Below are 16,824 nucleotides of genomic sequence, written 5' to 3'. Positions count from 1 at the left end.
GCGCCTAAAAAATATATATTGTAATAAAAAGCTTGCGCCTTTGCGTTTGTCAAATAAAAAAATAAAAACAGCCCGTTTTGAAAAGCTGTTTTTATTATCTATCAATTAAAAATACGGTTACTTTTCAACCTGAGGAATCTCAATAGCAATAAGCTGTAGTTTGTATTCCTGCAATTGCTGGTTGATGGTAGATAAACCGTTGCTGAAGAATGGTGATGCTGTAAAAAGCTCATGATAATAGGTGATCCCTTCAAGAACGTTTTTCCTGAATGCATTCCATTTTTTTGTCTGCGAATGGGTAATCTGTACGGTTGATTCTGCAATTTCTTTTCTCAGATACTCCACATACATTTTCAATTCATTGATGAACATGTTCGGACGTTGATTGTCTGAAAGAATGTTGGTATTTCCATAAATATGTTTTACCATTTCCGAAAGAGAAACTTCCTTATCAAAAAAAGCAATATTGGGTCCGGGACATATCACTACCCCTTGTTTTTCCCCTTTGATTTCAAGGTTTTGTTCCATATATGCCGCATTTACAAGTCCGACACACAGGCAAGCTTTATCGGTAATTTCAGACTTCCTTTTATTGAATTCCTGCTCTGTTAATGTTTCCTGTTCTGCATACAACGCTTTCAGTTTGATATCCTGATATTTTTTAGACGCGGTACAGGTTCCTTCCGGAGAAAATTCTTTGCTTAATGCCAGAAGTTTTTTAGGGCACGAACTACCGTATTTTCCTTTTGCTTCTTTTTCATACTTCAATGTTTCGTTGGATGTTCCTTTTACTGTATTGAAAGGCACTCCCAACGGTGAGATATTACTCAGATAGAAATCCTGTTCTTTTGATTGTAAAAGTAAATTTCTGGTTTCAGTATCTACGGAGGTTGCTTCGGGCACCAATAAAAACGGAGAACCCCATCCTACGCTGTCTACACTATAATTCGCCAATAAAAACGCATGCTCTTCAGAAGTACCTACTCCACCTTGCACCGTAATTTTCATTTCTAAAGGCTCGGAAACTACGGGTTTTCCTTTTTGTTCTAAAGCGGCAGTCATTAAACTGTGAGCCGATTGTATCAGATCATTTTTTTTCTGCTTAAACTCTTCCATAATAGGTCCAAGAAGCATTCCTTCAGTGGCAAATGCATGGCCTCCGCAATTCAATCCGGATTCTATTCTGTATTCTGAAACCCATAACCCTTTTTTGGCCAGAAAATTCCCCTGTATCATCGCAGAGCGGAAATCGCTTACTTTAAGAATGATTTTCTTTTTGATTTTTCCGTTTTCATCCGGGAAGAAGTCTTCAAACTCTTCCATATAGCTGTACAAACGGGGATTCATGCCTGCAGAAAGAACCATGGATGATGACAGTTTGCTTTTGGCAAAACCCCGCAGTGAAGCATGGGCATCGTTATACATTACAGGAAGCTGCTCATTTTTATGATAATTGTCTTTATCTACTTTCGTCATGATATTGACATCAATACTTCCCGGTTTTAAATTAGATTCTATGAAGTTTTTGATATTGGAACTCCAGTTGTCTTTTTGATTGATAAGGGTTTGAAGGCTGTTTTTAAGATCCGAAGTATTCGGAAGCATAGCTATAAAGTCCTTTAAAGCTTCTTTGTTTTTGCTGATTTCCTGTTTAAAAGATTCAAATTTTTCATTCACAATATCATCCACCATATCCAGATAAGCCGTAACTCTTCTGGCTCTGTAGTCTTCTGTTTTTGCTGAAATTCCGAAATAGTCAAGATTGAACTTTTTGTTGTAAAAGTTCTTCATTTTTTCCAGGATTTCATCATCAATGATGGAGATCACAGAAGAAATTCCATATTGGGCAACACGAATCGGGCTGTCTATAGTATAAGCCAGACCCATTACCGGAATATGGAAATTGTGCAAAGGTTTTTTTGTCATAAAGTTTTGATAAAAGTTCTTTTATTATTCATCTAAAAATCCTTTACAACTATTCACTCTTTAAAAATATTATTTTAAAATGAATTATGCATTAAATAGTATTTCATAATATGGAAAACATGTCAAATATCATGAGTTGAAAACCTGCCTTATGTTTTTAAAAGCAAAAGAAAATATAGGAATACTATGGATTTTCATTATATTTATAAGTTAAACTATAACCATAACGTGAGAAAAAATAAAGGATTATTAATCGGGATAATAGTGGCTCTCATTGCTTTTTCCTCTGCCATTATCATGATTGGCGGTTTGGTAGTCATGGAATTTGCTAATAATACGTCTAAAGTAATTGGTGATTTATTTGATTTTGATTCACATATTACAAACCATATAACTACAGATCTTATTTTCCTGGGAATTACAGGGATTGGTTATCTTTTTTCACTTAGAAAAATTAAAAATGAGAGCCTTTCGTTTATGATTCTTTTAACCTTCATGGTTTCTATATTTGTTTTTGGAAGTGATTTGCTTGTTCAGTTTGAAGCAATGAAAGTAACAAAACTGGATGGGCAGTTTGGGTTCTATATTTTTGAAAAAGTGGCTTACACAAGTGTTGTTTATCCTATTATTGGGTTTATTTATGACAGAAGCAGAAGAAAAATCCGTTAAAATCATGATCTGTAAACTCTTTATGATAAGCTTGATTTTAAGTTCAATATTTATTTTTTCTCAAAGCATCAATGAAGATCTGGCTCGTTATTTACAAAGTGCAGACACAATTCTTATTACCAGTCATGACGATCTCAGGCTTGATATTGAAAAACCAGGTAAGAGTACAACAATTCACAGAGACTTACTCAAAAACGGTGTTCCTAACAATGCTATCATAAGAAAGAAAACAATATTAACTCCTGATTCAAAACAAGAATTAATAGAGATTATAAAAGGACAGAAAAGTGTAAAAGCCTGGGACGGAGCATTTTGTTTTGAACCCCATAATACTTTATTCATTTATAAAGAAAATCAGTGGAGAAATATTGAATTATGTTTCGGATGTAAGCAATATGGCCATAGTAAAGATGTACCTGTTAATGCAGAAGAATTTTTGCACAGTGATCAGGACTGGCTCAATCTTGAAGAATTTTTCAAAAAGCAGGGAGTACAGTGGGAAGTCCCGAAGAAGAAATAAAAAAGATCAGCCCACTGACTGATCTTTTGAATGATAATATAGGTATTTAAGGCTATTCAGCTTTATTTTTAAGCATCATCAGAAGGCTGTAAGCTCCTTTCTGTACAATTTTCTTATCTTTTAAAAAGTCTGATTTTATTATCTCTGTAAACTGATCATCAGAAATTCCGGTCACTACGGGAATCATTTTATAATTGGATTTTCCCAGATCTTCAAAAACGTAATTTTTATTTTCATAAGAAACCAATGCTTCATTGGGAAGACCTTGTGTATAACGGCTGCTGATTTTAACTTCAGCATTGATATACATTCCTTTTACAAACTCAGCAGTTGCAGAAGACAGCTTAGCAATTGCAGTGGCTGATCCCCCATTTTCAATACTTGGCACTACGCTGATAATTTTGGCATTGGATTTCAGCCCCGGATTCTGATTGTTATACACTAAAATTTCCTGTCCTGTTTGAATATCATTCACATCATTTTCAAAAACCTTTAATTCTAAAAGTAATCCTGCAGGGTTGATCAATTCAAATAAAGTATCTGCCGGATTGATGTATTGTCCGTTATTCACAAAAATTTTGCTTACAAAACCTGTAAACGGAGCATGAATACTGATTCTGCTTCTGATATTTCCGGTATGTAAACCTTTGGTATTGATCCCGATGATTCTCAGTTTTTCTTCAAGTCCTTTCAAGGTAGCATTCAGCGTAGCATAATCAGCTTGTGCGGTCTGCATCGTCTTATCACTGCTGGCTTTGCTTGTATTGAGGTCTTTCTGGCGGTTGAAATTCAGTCTTGCAGCTTCAAGCTGAGCCTTTGTCACCAGATAATCCTGTTGCAGCTGTATAAACTGCGGATCTTCTACAACAGCCAGCACTTGTCCTTTGTTGAAGTGGCTTCCATTAATCACGTTAATAGATTTTATATGTCCTCCCATAATACTGGAAACGGAATTAATATGTGATGGTGCAATTTCTGCCTTTCCGTTCAGTCTTACCAGTTTTTCCATATTTCTGTTCTGGATAGCGGTTGTTGTTAACCCTACAGACTGAATCTGCTTTTCTGTAAGATGCACTGAGTTTTTATTGTTTTTAGCAAATTTCGTGTTTTCATACACTGTTTTTTCTTCTTCTTTTTTCCCTGAACATGAAGATAAGGTAAGGATTAAAGTAAGGCTGTATAGAGATATATTCTTGAAATGCATGATGGTATTATTTTGAAATTAAGAATTGAAGTTCTGCCCCGATCTGATTGAGTTTTTCCAACTGATCAGTATAATCTGCTTTGGTTTTTACGGCCTGGTTCACCAGTATTACCCAATCCAGATAATCAATTTCTCCTGCTTCCATTTGTTTTTGTGCAGTTTTTAAAATAGTTTCAGATTTTGGGAGCTGTTTTTGTTCGTAATTTTCGATGATCCGCTGTTGGTTCATATAATTGTTCAGCTGCTGATTTAACCTGTTTTGAAGCTCAATTTCTTTTCTTTGGTATTGATTCTCTGAGATTATAATTTTAGCCTGTGCCGCTTTGGCCAAAGCTCTTTGTCCTTTTGTAAACAATGGAATTCCCACTCCCACCTGCACTGAATTGAAGCGGTTGTTACTGATGTTTTTCATACTCTGGTTAGTATATCCGATAAGAAGATCCGGAAGCAGTCTACTTTTCTCAAGCTGTACTTCGGCCTCTCCTATTTTGATCTGTTGCTGCAGATACTGAAGTTCGGGATGCTGTTTTACCATTTCCCCGGAAATCTGCATCCCCATACTCATGGTGGGCTTTTCAGCAATAGGCTGGTAAAGAATTTCGGACTGAAGTAATAGCTGAAGCTGAAGTTTGGCCATGTTCAGATCATTTTCAAGAATATTCAACTGTACTTTTACCTGTTCTTTCTGAATTTCAGCGGTGGATTCCTCTAAAATATTGGCTTCACCCTTTTTTAATCTTAATGCGGCTTTATCTGCAAAGTTATTATACAACTGACTGATGTATTCCAGGACTTTTTTCTTCTCCTGAAGCACTAATATTCTGTAGAAAACGTCTGTCACTTCTTTGGTAAGCTGTGTTTTTGTAAGGTTCTGGTTAATGACACTTGCAGACCATTCAGCATCCAGCATCTGCTTCCTTTTTGAATAGACTGTTGGAAAGCTGAATCTCTGGGAAATTCCGAATGAATTATCTGTTTCTTCTCCCTGAATCTGCCCAAATCCTCCGGTAACTTCCATCTGAGGAATATCCAGATAGCTGGCTTTTAGCTTTTCCTGATAATCTGATAATAATTTTGAGTTTTTAAGAATACCGTTTTGTTGGTATGCTTTTTCCAAAGCCTGGTCATAGGTAATATTTTCCTGAGCCTGGAAACTTCCAAAGGAAATTAACAACAAGAAAACAGAAAGTTTTTTATAGTTGGTTTTTTTTGCGAATTTCATTTTATCTTTATTAATATGTTCAAACAGGACGTATAAAATAGGGAGTACAAATAGTGTTAAAAAGGTTGCAAGCATCAGACCTCCGATTACCACAGTTGCCAAAGGTCTCTGTACTTCAGCTCCTGCACCGTTGCTTATTGCCATGGGAAGGAATCCCAAAGAAGCTACAAAAGCCGTCATCAAAACCGGGCGGAGTCTGATTTTTGTCCCTATGAGTACAATTCTGCTGGTATTTGATATTCCACTTTTTTTCAATCGGTTAAATTCTGATATCAAAACAATTCCATTAAGTACAGCTACTCCAAACAAAGCAATGAATCCTACTCCTGCACTAATACTGAAAGGCATTCCTCTCAACGCCAGAAAATAAACGCCTCCTATTGCAGACAATGGAATGGCTGTGTAGATGAGCAGGCTGTGTTTTACAGAGCCGAAAGCAAAGAATAAGAGAAGGAAAATCATCACCAACGAAATAGGAACAGCAATTCCCAGTCTGGCTTTAGCTTCATTTAAATTTTCAAAAGCACCTCCATAAGAAACAGTGTAACCTGGTGACAGCTTGAGGCTTTTACCTGCTTTTTGCTGAAGTTCCTCCACAATACTCTGAACATCTCTCCCTCTTACGTTAAATCCTACAATAATCCTTCTTTTAGTGTCTTCTCTCTGAATCTGGTTCGGACTGTTTTTAAGTTCTACTTTAGCCAATTGTGACAATGGAATCTGCTCTCCGGAAGCCGTAGGAATCAAAAGATTTTGGATGCTGGTAATATCTTTTTTCTGTTCATTATCCATTCGGACAACGATGTCAAACTTCTTCTCTCCTTCGTATAATGCTCCTGCTGTCTGACCTGCAAAAGCCATGTTGATCACCCTGTTTATATCTGCCACCGAAATATGGTAACGGGACAGTTCGGAACGGTTATAATCAATCACAACCTGCGGAGCACCTACAACAGGTTCAATGTAAAGATCCTGAGCCCCTTTTACGGTATTGATGATACTTCCCATCTTTTTCGCATAGGCAGCAAGGCTGTCAAGATCTTCACCATAAATTTTGCATACCACATCCTGCCTTGCCCCGGTCATCAGTTCATTGAAACGCATTTGTACAGGGAACTGGAAACTGGTTGTCAATCCCGGAATAACACTTAGCGCTTTACTCATTTTATCAGAAAGTTCCGGAAATGTTTTGGCGGAAGTCCATTTCTTTTTAGGCTTTAAAACGACAATCATATCTCCGGAATCCATAGGCATAGGTTCTGTGGGAATTTCTGCACTACCAATTTTCATAACCACTTTTTCTACTTCAGGAAACTGTGTTAAAAGGATATGTGCTGCCTGAGTGGTTGCTTTCTTTGTTTCATTGATATTACTTCCCTGCAGTATTCTCATCTCCACGGCAAAGTCACCTTCCTCCAGAGAAGGAATAAATTCTCCTCCCATTCTGGAAAGGGTAAAAACAGCACCAACAAACAGGATGAATACGCCAACAATAATGGTTTTTCTGAACTTAAGAGCCTTCATCAGGAGTTTCTGATGCCCTGTTTCCACTTGCCCCATCACACGGTCTGAAATATTTTCTTTTTCCTTTTTCTTTCTGCTTAATACCCAAGAGCTCATCATAGGAATGTAAGTCAGAGAAAGAATAAAGGCACCAATCAGGGCAAAGGCAACCGTCTGAGCCATAGGTTTGAACATTTTCCCTTCAATTCCCTGAAGCGTAAAGATGGGAAGGTATACAATCAGAATGATAATCTGCCCGAAAACCGCACTGTTAACCATTTTGGTTGCAGAGCTGGAAACCTGGTCGTCCATTTCCTTTTTGCTGAGCATATTGTCTTTTCCAAAATGCTTTTTATGAGCGAGCTGATGCAGTACCGCTTCAACGATGATAACGGCACCATCTACAATAAGCCCAAAATCAAGGGCTCCAAGGCTCATCAGATTTCCTCCCACCCCGAAAATATTCATCATGATAATCGCGAAAAGCATCGCTAAAGGAATGACAGAAGCAACCAATAATCCCGCCCTGAAATTTCCTAAGAATAAAACAAGGATAAAAACAACAATCAAAGCGCCTTCCATCAGATTGGTTTTTACCGTACTGATGGTATTGTTCACCATTTTAGCACGGTCAAGAAAAGGCTCGATGACCACTCCTTCAGGTAATGATTCCTGGATTTTTTCCAGTCTTTCTTTGATATTTCCGATCACCACATTGGCATTCTCTCCTTTCAGCATCAGGACAATCGCTCCGGATACTTCTCCGGTATCATTATAGGTCATAGCGCCATATCTTGTCGCATACCCGATCTTTACAGAAGCCACATCTTTAATATGTACAGGAATCCCTTCTTTGGTTTCCGCTACCTGTATGCTTCCGATATCTTCTGTGCTTCCCAGAAGCCCTTCACTTCGGATAAATAAGACCGTTTCTTTCTTTTCAATATAAGCACCTCCGGTATTCTGATTATTCTTTTCAAGAGCCGCAAAAACATCGTTGATATTGATATTAAATGCCTGAAGTTTATTCGGATTAATGGCAATTTCATATTGTTTCAATTTCCCCCCGAAACTACTGACATCAGCCACACCTTTTGTTCCCAGAAGCTGTCTTCTGACTACCCAGTCCTGAATGGTTCTGAGCTCAGTTTCATCATACACATTTTCGTATCCTTTTTTAGGTCTTACCACATATTGGAAAATCTCTCCCAATCCGGTTGAAATAGGCCCTAATTCCGGCTTCCCGATTCCCTCAGGGATATTGTCCTGAACGAGTTGTAAACGTTCCTGAACCTGTTGACGAGCCCAATACACATCGGTATTGTCATCAAAAACTACAGTCACCAATGAAAGCCCGAAACGGGAGAAGCTTCTCAGCTCTGTAATTCCGCTGATATTACTGGTAGCCTGTTCAATAGGAAATGTAACAAGACGTTCTATATCTGCTGCACCATAAGAAGGAGCTGTTGTAATGATCTGAACCTGATTATTAGTGATATCCGGCTGGGCATCAATAGGAAGTTTAGTGGTTTCATAAACTCCAAAAAGCACAAGCCCCACTGTAAACAGAGCAATGATGAGTTTATTCTTTACAGAAAACTCAATAATTTTATTTAACATGGAAAAACGATTAATTAGTAACCCGGGAATGCGTTATAAAAACTGTTGAAATTTTCCATTGCAGAAATTGCTTAGGGTAACAACAAAGTTATAATGACATTGTAAACAGAGTTATAATGCACAACAGGTTAAATTGATATGGAATAATAAATGGATTGCTTTAAGTCTAAAGCAATTTCAGGATAAAATTAATTAAGAAAGCCGCGGAGGCTGGAAAATCTGAGAAAGATATTGATTGGAGAAATCTTTTTCTTTGTAGATACTGGTTTTCCTTGAAACTGTAATTTCTTTAGGTTTTTTAAATTCGAATGTCAATTCCGGAAGCTGGGCATGTACAGTGAGTACAATTGGTGGATTGATAAAAGGCAGTTTCTGATCAGTGTCCCAGTCAGAATCCTGCTTGTGGTTATCATAATGCTCCATTACAAATTCTGAAAAGCTCCCGTGATATTCCATGAAATGCTCAACAAACATAGGTACTTTCAATACTTCCCCCGCATTGGTGGTAGCCAGTACATACATCATTGAACATAATATGGAGAACCATTTTAACATGGATGCAAATATAGGGCTTAAATTTTTCCTGAGAACGCACCAGTATTAATTTTTTGAGAATTTTATCTAGTTTAAAAATAGTTTAAATAAATAATAGCTATTCAAAATAATGTTAGATTCACCAAACAAAAATTAAAGTCTGGATTTCAGTCGGCTTAGCGTTTCCTGTGAAATATTAAGATAAGAAGCCACCATTTTATTAGAAAGTCTTCTTACAACAACCGGGTTTTCATCCAGGAGCTGGCGGTATTTTTCAAGAGCATCCTGAACAAGGAAAGACATCAGTCTTTTGGTATTATTTACATACGCTGTTTCCAGATAGATTCTGTAAAATTTCTCCCATTGCGGGATAATTTTCAGGAGGTGGTAAAAATTCTTATGGCTGATATAATATACTTCTGAATCCTCTACGGCCTCAATAAATTCCTCAGAGGGTTCAGAAGTAATGAAACTGGTGAGAGCAGTGGCAAACTGATTTTCAAATGCAAAATATCGGGTGGAATCCTGCCCTTCTTCATTGATGAAAAATATACGGAGGCAGCCATTCACTACAAAGAATGTTCTCTGGCTATTTTGCCCGTTAGAAAGCAGCATTTCATTCTTTTTTAATTGGATCGGTCTGAAATAAGAGAGAATCGTTTCCAATTCTTTATCCGTTACTGCTATTCTATTTTTAATATATGACGTTAAAAGTTCCTGCATGTAAGCAAAAATAGGGATAAATGGCTTTGCTTACCTCTTTTATTCTGTTCTGTCTATGGATTTTCTGCCTGCCCGGCTTTCCAGTATGAACAGATATACATTCCATGTGGATCCCAGTCCAGTGTTGTTTTGAAATAAGTACGAAGCTCATGTACCGTAGTATATTCTGCAGCGATGTAAACATATTCTTTTAAAACTCCGGATGGAAACTGAACCGATTTCACCGTTTCAGCAAGCTTACTTCCTTTCTCAGGATGAGGATTGTGAAGCCATTCAACCGAAATATCGGCTGCAGAACACAGAATAAGCTCGTCCTCTTTGCCAGATACCTCCAATAGGATCTTTGCGGATACATAAGACGGAAACTGTTCTGCAATGGCACAAATAACAGGAAGCGCTGTTGCATCTCCTGCCAACAGGTAAAAATCAGCATCAGGAACTAGTGGTCTTGTACTTTCTTTCATTCCTACTTCTAATACATCCCCTGTACAGGCTTTTAGTGCCCAGGCAGAAGCCGGACCATTATCACCATGAGCAACAAAATCAATAATTAATTCCCTATTTTCAAGATCAATTTTCCTGTTGGTATAGGTTCTGACGAGAGAAACGCTGTCTTCTTCAGTCGGGATAAAGATTTTATTGTTAGAACCGGAACCGACATTGGCTAATAACTCAGCCTGTTTATCATCGATTTCAAATATCACACGGATAAGATGCGGAGTAAGATATTGCTTGTTTTTAACGATAAATGCAGAACGTATTTTTTTTGTTTTCTTTGCCTGAACTATTATAGAATTTTCCATTTTTTATTTTTTATTGAATAGTAAAATGATCATAGATAAAACACAGCTGATGCCTCCGAACAGATACACTGTCTGATAATCAAACCAACCCGCAATCAATCCGGCAATAGGCCCTGCCAGTCCTAATGACAGGTCAACGAAAGCCACATACGCTCCCAATGCTGTTCCTCTCATCTGAGGTTTTACTTTTTGAATGGCAAGAACTCCCAAAGCCGGAAAAACCAGTGAGAATCCTACACCTGTTAATCCACATCCAAGTAAGGCTAATGTTTTGGAAGGAGATGTCCAGATGAGCATCTGTCCCGCCACTTCGATAATCAGGGAGATCAATGCTATTTTAAAACCTCCGTATTTATCCGGAAAAGAAGCAAATAAAATTCTGGTGAGGACATAGCATGCTCCAAAAATCATAAAAGCAAGTGAGGCGTCACCCCAATTTTTTTGTGTGAAAAATAAGGCAATAAAAGAAGCGATACATCCAAAAGCCATTGATGAAAAAGCAAGACTCAACCCCTGACCGGATATGGCACCAATTACCTTGTAGAAAGGAGTTCTCACATGATCTTTATCTACCGGAATAGAAGGAAGTCTTGCGGTAGAAAGCCAGCTTACCAGCGGAAGTAAGGCAATCAGCATAAAAGCAGGCAGGATATTGTATTCTTTACTTAACCAGATACTGATGGGAGCTCCGATGGCAATACCTGCATACATGGCAATTCCGTTCCATGTCATTACTTTTCCGGAATTGGAGTGCCCTACGAGACCTATTCCCCACGTTAAAGCTCCGGTAACCAGGAAACTTTCACCAACTCCATGAATAATTCTTGCGATTAAAAGAAAAACCAGTGCCAGCAATGGATGAGCCTGAAATACTACAGCCAATACATAAACGATTCCGGCAATCACTGCCAGTATCACACCGGACATTTTGCTTTTCTTAGCTCCTTTTGTATCCGTGATTTTTCCGGAATAAGCACGGGTTAAAAGGGTTGACAGCGACTGCAGACCAATGACAAGTCCTACCATAATACTGTCAAAACCTAAACTGTTCTGGACAAACCTTGGAAGTACTCCCAGGGCAATTCCTATGGTGAGATAAACCCCGAATACCGAAATAATAATCGGAGTAGTTGCCTGATAGAAATTAATAGTCTGACCTTTTTCTAATGTTGTACTCATAAATTTTGTTTAAAATATTCGGGTGCAAAGGTCCCTGTACAACAAATAAAAAACTTTGATCTAGATCAAAAACGGTACATTGAGTTAATCAAAATCCAGGAAGCTATCAGTAAGCTGCTTCCATTGTATTTTAGCGATTCCCATCATTCCACCTGCAGCCGTTACAAGATTTCTAATCACATCAATGAATTGAGCATTCCAATTAGGCCTTTCATTTCGTCCGTATACTGCTGCTTTTAAATGAGCTATGTTTCTGGAAATCATAAAGGTTGAACTTGCTGCAGAACTGTAAAAATGAGCAATATGACGACTTTCTTTGTGTTGGGGATCTCCTGATGGCCTGCATGTCATCGATATACTTTCAGAAAAACTGTCTTGATAGAAACAGATATCCGTAATCTCTACCCAGTCGTACCCTTTTGCCTCAGGCTCTCCCGGACCCGGAATATCAATTCGGATGAAATCTCCTTTTTGAGGTTCGCGATCTACGGGATTTCCTTCAAAATCATACAATTTAAATGCGGCAAATGCCTTACCACTATAACTTTCCCATTTATTAACTGAAAAAAATCTTTCTTTCAATATTTTATATTTCAGCGGAATTAAATCCTGCTCAAATACTTTTCGGCTTTCCGTATCATGGGAACCTCCGAATTTTTGTGCAGGAACTCCCTTGAATTTCTTTGGACTCATAGGATCGGTTTTAAGCAAAATAGGATAAAAACATTACAAAATTTTATGACTGAGGTCACAAAAGAGTTAAACAATTGTTTGAATATCGACTGATATAGACCTTGTTTTGATAATAATTCACTTTTTGCCAATTATTTATTTTTGGCGAAAATCATACGTACAATTCTTCAGATGGCGAATTATATTTAACAGGATATGATTTTCTACTCCTAATTTCGGAATCCTGAATAAAATGAAACACATTTAGTAAATAATTATTTTGACTTAAAATAAATAATTTTTAAAAAAAATGAGCTTATGATGTTTTGCATAACATGATTTTTGCTTATATTTGTGAATCGAAATAATTTTTTTTCATCATTTGTGTTTTTTTAAGGTCTTCATTCGTGGAGACCTTTTTATTTTCAATAATATCATAATTGAATATTGTCTATTGAAGTGGAAAAAAGGGTAAAATGTGAAATATTACCTTTTTAAATCTTTCCAATTTCTTTTCTGTAAAGGAATGTATGATGTTTTGAGATGTCAATAACTCTCCTTTTTGATAAATTTAAATCGCCTTTGTACGGGTTTATAAGCCTATTGAATTGTTTTAATAAAATCTGTTGGCCTGAACTGCATTACAGACTGAAAACTTCTGGTATATGCCTGAACACTCTTATACCCTACTTCATAAGCTGTTTCTGAAATCGTAAGATTACCCGAACTTAAATACTCCAGACTCTTGATAATACGAAGCATTTGCTGGTATTTGCTTAAGGTAAGTCCGGTTTCTTTTTTGAAAATACGTTCCAGGGTACGGAAAGATAAATGAGCTGTATCACTAAGATCTTCCATTTTGATTTCATTCCGGTAATGATTGTGCAGATGCTGTATAACTTTAGCAAGACGTTTATCTTTGGGAAGGCTGATGTGAAGGGTCAGCGAATGCTCTACAAATTGTGGCAGTTCGTTGAAAAGAGCCTTCAGGAATAGGTTTTCATTATGATTCACAGTCATCTGTTTAGACCACTTTTCTGCGTATTTTATCATTTCTTTCAATACAGGAGGAACAGAAAATACATTTACTTCATAATAGAAAGATTCTTGGGTACTGATATCGGCAAACATAATCATCAGCTTGATCTTTTCAGAATGAGAATTGGTTTTGTGAACAGCATTCGGAGGAATCCATACGGCATGATTCTGAGGAAGAAGATAGATTTTTTCTTCGATAGTAATATATTGAAACCCACTTTCTACATAAACAAGCTGCCCTTTCTGATGGTGATGAAGAACATCATCATGAATCCAGTTTTCTTCAAACCATACAAAATAAGGTTTCTTCAGTTCATCTATTTTTATGGTGCCGTGGATGTCCATGTCGTTTTAGGTTAAAACTTTGGCAAAATTAAACAAAATTACTGTACTAATTTTGTACAAAAGTTTTTATTATGATGAAGAATGAAGTAAAAAAGAATGCTTCGTATGTTTTATTACTTATTAATGTTCTGGTGGTTATACTCATTTCCAGTAACCTCCGTTCACCGATTGTGGCGGTTGCGCCTGTATTGGGAGAGATAAGAGATGTTTTGAAGCTGGACAATTTTCAGGTGAGCCTTTTAACCTCTATTCCACTGTTTATGTTTGCTGCCTGTTCGGTGCTGGTGAGCAGATTTTCCAATAAGTTCGGAATCAGCAAACTTTTGATGTACTCACTGATTATTCTGAGTTTCGGGTTGTTTTTACGAATCAGCGGATCTCTATGGCTTTTGTTTGTAGGATCTATATTCATTGGGTTGGGTATCTGCATTGGAAATGTGGTTACTCCCGGATATGTTAAGAATAATTTCCCGAAACAGATTGGTCTCATGACCGGAATTTTTGCGGTATCTATGAACCTTACTGCTGCTTTAGCTTCAGGGTTCAGTGTAAAAATCGGGGAACTGACAGGATTTGGATGGAAAGGTTCTCTCGGTATCTGGCTGGTGATTGCTGCACTGGGTTTTCTTGTTTTATCATTGGAGTTCATATTTAATAAAAGAAATCCGGTTCCATCTCAAACGGCACTCAGTACTTCAGATTTCAATATGTTTAAATCTGCTCAGGCATGGAATATCAGTATTTTTATGGGACTTCAGTCATTGTTTTACTATTGCCTCGTAGCCTGGCTTCCTTCATTTCTTTCAGATTTTCATATGCAGGGAGAAAGTTCCGGCTGGGTTTTCTTTGTGATTCAGATTACCATGATTCCTGTGACATTCTGTTGCCCGATTATTGCCAGTAAAATGAAAGATCAGAGACTCATGATCCTTTTTATCTGTGCTTTGATGTTTGGAAGTACCATGATGTTTGTCTTCCTTAAATCTCAATGGATCTATGTGAATGCAGTTATCATAGGGATTTCTAATGGATTATCTTTCAGTCTTTCGATTCTGTTTTTTTCTACAAGAACGAAAAGCAGTATCAATGCTGTTAAAATATCAGGAATGGCACAGTCTGTAGGATATCTGATTGCAGCATTCGGACCTCCGTTGTTTGGAAAGCTGCATGACTGGGATATTTCCTGGAACAGTTCGTTTTATTTATTAAGTGGTGCTGTACTGCTGATGTTGTATTTTGGATTGAAAGCAGCAAGAAATAAATATGTTGAGGATTAAGATGGTCAAAGGTCATGTGACCCGTCTTTTATTGCTGGATGCTACCCATTCTTCTTTTTGGCATTTTGGGCAGCGTCCGGCATTACCCGCTTTTTTATGTTCAGTATACCCACAGAATATACAAGAGTAATATCTTTCCTCATGAATATATTGTAACGGATTATGTAATGAGCCTGGTATAATAGGAAGCCCATATCTTACAGATTCATCTTCTAAAAAGAATACACTGATCTCTCCTGATATTTCTTCTATAGCCATTTCAATCTGCCCAAGTTGCGAAACTCCTTTTAACCTTAATTCTGCAAAGAATTCGTCACTCCCAAGGTTTTCTTTTTGAAAGTTTTTAATTGAAAATTCGCCATTTTCTACCAGACAGATAGATTTTCCTTCGACTAGATTTTCAAATTTTTTACTTTTTCCGATAAAATAGGTCACAATAGAATATAGAAGAATAATAACGATAAAAACAATAAGGGATGAAATAATTCCGACATCCTTATTAAACATAGGATCTCCCGCGGCCGATCCCAGGCCAATAATGACTACCAACTCAAAGATTGAGAGTTGTTTTACCCCTCTTTTTCCTAAAATTCTAAGTCCGATGATAATAGCAAGAAACATAATCATGGTACGAAGAATGATCTCTAAAAGAAAAGACCATTCTTCGTGTCCCAATAATAATTCTTTCCAATCAAGATTTAAGAGAAAAGCTGACAGCATACCAATTATTTATCAGGAAATATTCAAAAAATAAGCCATAACTCCTGTTATTTATTTCATATCTATTTCAGGCTTACCTCTTCTCCGTCTTTCAGTATGAAACATTGGTTTTCGAGTCCTTTTTCTGTTATTTTTCCCTGAATAAATTTCCGGTCTTCCCTGCAATGGCTTACAGCTTCCAGATGAGTTACCCAAACCGTAGACTCCGATGCATGTTCACAGACTGTTACAATGTCTTCACTGTTCATAATAATAGGATCTCCTACGGAAAAAGTGGCGGCTCCTCCTGCCAAAATGATATGTTGAGGCTTGTGTTTATCAATTTCCTGGGCAATTTCATCATACCAAATAGTATCTCCTGCAATATAAACTGATGTATGCTCTGTTTTAAAAACAAAACCATTCACAATTCCCATTTTCTCTCCGATTTCTCCGGTCCCGTGCTGGCCTTTGGTGGTAGATATTTCAATATTTTCCCATTGAAGCTGATCATTCACAGTGACAACGTTGGTAAATCCCTGTTCTGAAATTTGCTCAGAAATAATCCCTGAACAAATAATCGGAATGTTTTTATCAAGAAGTTCTATGGCTGCAGCATCCCAATGATCAGGATGAAGATGGGTGACGGCAACGGCATCTATTCCTTGTAATTTTTTTATTAATTCATCCTTACTGAAAGGCAGATTTACGAGAGGATTCAGTAATTCACTATCTGTCATGGGCATTTTTCCCATAGATCCTTTTTCTCCCAGCATAGGATCAATCAGGATGGAAATTCCATCAATATTCAATAGCAATGTTGCATTGCGCCATAATTGTAATTTCATTTTGACTAAGTTTGTAGAGCAAAGCTATTGCCTGATCAGGGT

General features: G+C 37.2%; 14 protein-coding genes. 3 read left to right on the top strand and 11 right to left on the bottom strand.

All coding sequences use genetic code 11. The annotated features are described in order from the left end of the window. Positions 1–117: 117 nt before the first annotated feature. Positions 118–1,926, bottom strand: coding sequence for a hypothetical protein (locus CQ022_RS03660; protein WP_105682311.1), 1,809 nt, complete (start codon positions 1,924–1,926; stop codon positions 118–120). Between the two features lie 228 nt (positions 1,927–2,154). Here CQ022_RS03660 and CQ022_RS03655 point away from each other — a divergent pair, with 228 nt between their 5' ends. Both CQ022_RS03655 and CQ022_RS03650 read left to right on the top strand, forming a co-directional pair. Continuing rightward, the gene (locus CQ022_RS03655; RefSeq protein WP_123864376.1) at positions 2,155–2,595 is read left to right on the top strand and encodes a hypothetical protein; all 441 of its coding nucleotides are present in this window, start codon (positions 2,155–2,157) and stop codon (positions 2,593–2,595) included. After that, positions 2,567–3,115 (top strand): hypothetical protein, encoded by a 549-nt coding sequence (locus CQ022_RS03650; protein WP_105682313.1) that lies wholly within the window; start codon positions 2,567–2,569, stop codon positions 3,113–3,115. Before CQ022_RS03655 ends, CQ022_RS03650 begins: the two co-directional genes overlap by 29 nt. Before the next feature lie 52 nt (positions 3,116–3,167). On the opposite strand, the gene CQ022_RS03645 is transcribed toward CQ022_RS03650, so the two are convergent. From CQ022_RS03645 to CQ022_RS03610, 8 genes are all read right to left on the bottom strand, one after another. Next, positions 3,168–4,319 carry an efflux RND transporter periplasmic adaptor subunit gene (locus CQ022_RS03645; RefSeq protein ID WP_105682314.1) on the bottom strand — a complete coding sequence of 384 codons (1,152 nt, stop codon included), beginning with the start codon at positions 4,317–4,319 and terminating at the stop codon, positions 3,168–3,170. A gap of 7 nt (positions 4,320–4,326) precedes the next feature. Then, on the bottom strand, positions 4,327–8,664 hold the full coding sequence (locus CQ022_RS03640; RefSeq protein ID WP_105682315.1) for a CusA/CzcA family heavy metal efflux RND transporter: 4,338 nt from the start codon (positions 8,662–8,664) through the stop codon (positions 4,327–4,329). 192 nt (positions 8,665–8,856) lie between these two features. Then, positions 8,857–9,189, bottom strand: coding sequence for a hypothetical protein (locus CQ022_RS03635; protein WP_105682316.1), 333 nt, complete (start codon positions 9,187–9,189; stop codon positions 8,857–8,859). 162 nt (positions 9,190–9,351) lie between these two features. Next, positions 9,352–9,921 (bottom strand): Crp/Fnr family transcriptional regulator, encoded by a 570-nt coding sequence (locus CQ022_RS03630; protein ID WP_105682317.1) that lies wholly within the window; start codon positions 9,919–9,921, stop codon positions 9,352–9,354. 53 nt (positions 9,922–9,974) lie between these two features. Beyond that, positions 9,975–10,724: a siderophore-interacting protein gene (locus CQ022_RS03625; RefSeq protein ID WP_105682318.1), complete on the bottom strand. Its 750-nt coding sequence runs from the start codon at positions 10,722–10,724 to the stop codon at positions 9,975–9,977. A gap of 3 nt (positions 10,725–10,727) precedes the next feature. Beyond that, the gene (locus CQ022_RS03620) at positions 10,728–11,903 is read right to left on the bottom strand and encodes an MFS transporter (protein WP_105682319.1); all 1,176 of its coding nucleotides are present in this window, start codon (positions 11,901–11,903) and stop codon (positions 10,728–10,730) included. A gap of 84 nt (positions 11,904–11,987) precedes the next feature. Continuing rightward, the gene (locus CQ022_RS03615) at positions 11,988–12,596 is read right to left on the bottom strand and encodes a hypothetical protein (protein WP_105682320.1); all 609 of its coding nucleotides are present in this window, start codon (positions 12,594–12,596) and stop codon (positions 11,988–11,990) included. 579 nt (positions 12,597–13,175) lie between these two features. Further along, positions 13,176–13,958 (bottom strand): helix-turn-helix domain-containing protein, encoded by a 783-nt coding sequence (locus tag CQ022_RS03610; RefSeq protein ID WP_105682321.1) that lies wholly within the window; start codon positions 13,956–13,958, stop codon positions 13,176–13,178. Positions 13,959–14,029: 71 nt separating this feature from the next. Between CQ022_RS03610 and CQ022_RS03605 the strand changes: the two genes are divergently transcribed. Next, complete coding sequence (locus tag CQ022_RS03605) at positions 14,030–15,235, top strand: CynX/NimT family MFS transporter (RefSeq protein ID WP_228421635.1); 1,206 nt, start codon at positions 14,030–14,032, stop codon at positions 15,233–15,235. A 12-nt stretch (positions 15,236–15,247) separates the two neighbouring features. Here the strand turns inward: CQ022_RS03605 and CQ022_RS03600 are convergent, their stop codons facing one another. Next, positions 15,248–15,955: a DUF421 domain-containing protein gene (locus CQ022_RS03600; RefSeq protein ID WP_105682323.1), complete on the bottom strand. Its 708-nt coding sequence runs from the start codon at positions 15,953–15,955 to the stop codon at positions 15,248–15,250. A 62-nt stretch (positions 15,956–16,017) separates the two neighbouring features. After that, the gene (locus CQ022_RS03595) at positions 16,018–16,782 is read right to left on the bottom strand and encodes an MBL fold metallo-hydrolase (protein ID WP_105682324.1); all 765 of its coding nucleotides are present in this window, start codon (positions 16,780–16,782) and stop codon (positions 16,018–16,020) included. Positions 16,783–16,824 lie beyond the last annotated feature (42 nt).

The organism is Chryseobacterium culicis (assembly GCF_002979755.1).
GTDB lineage: Bacteria > Bacteroidota > Bacteroidia > Flavobacteriales > Weeksellaceae > Chryseobacterium > Chryseobacterium culicis_A.
Note: the sequence above shows the minus strand (reverse complement) of the source record. Positions and strands in the feature narration are given on the sequence as shown.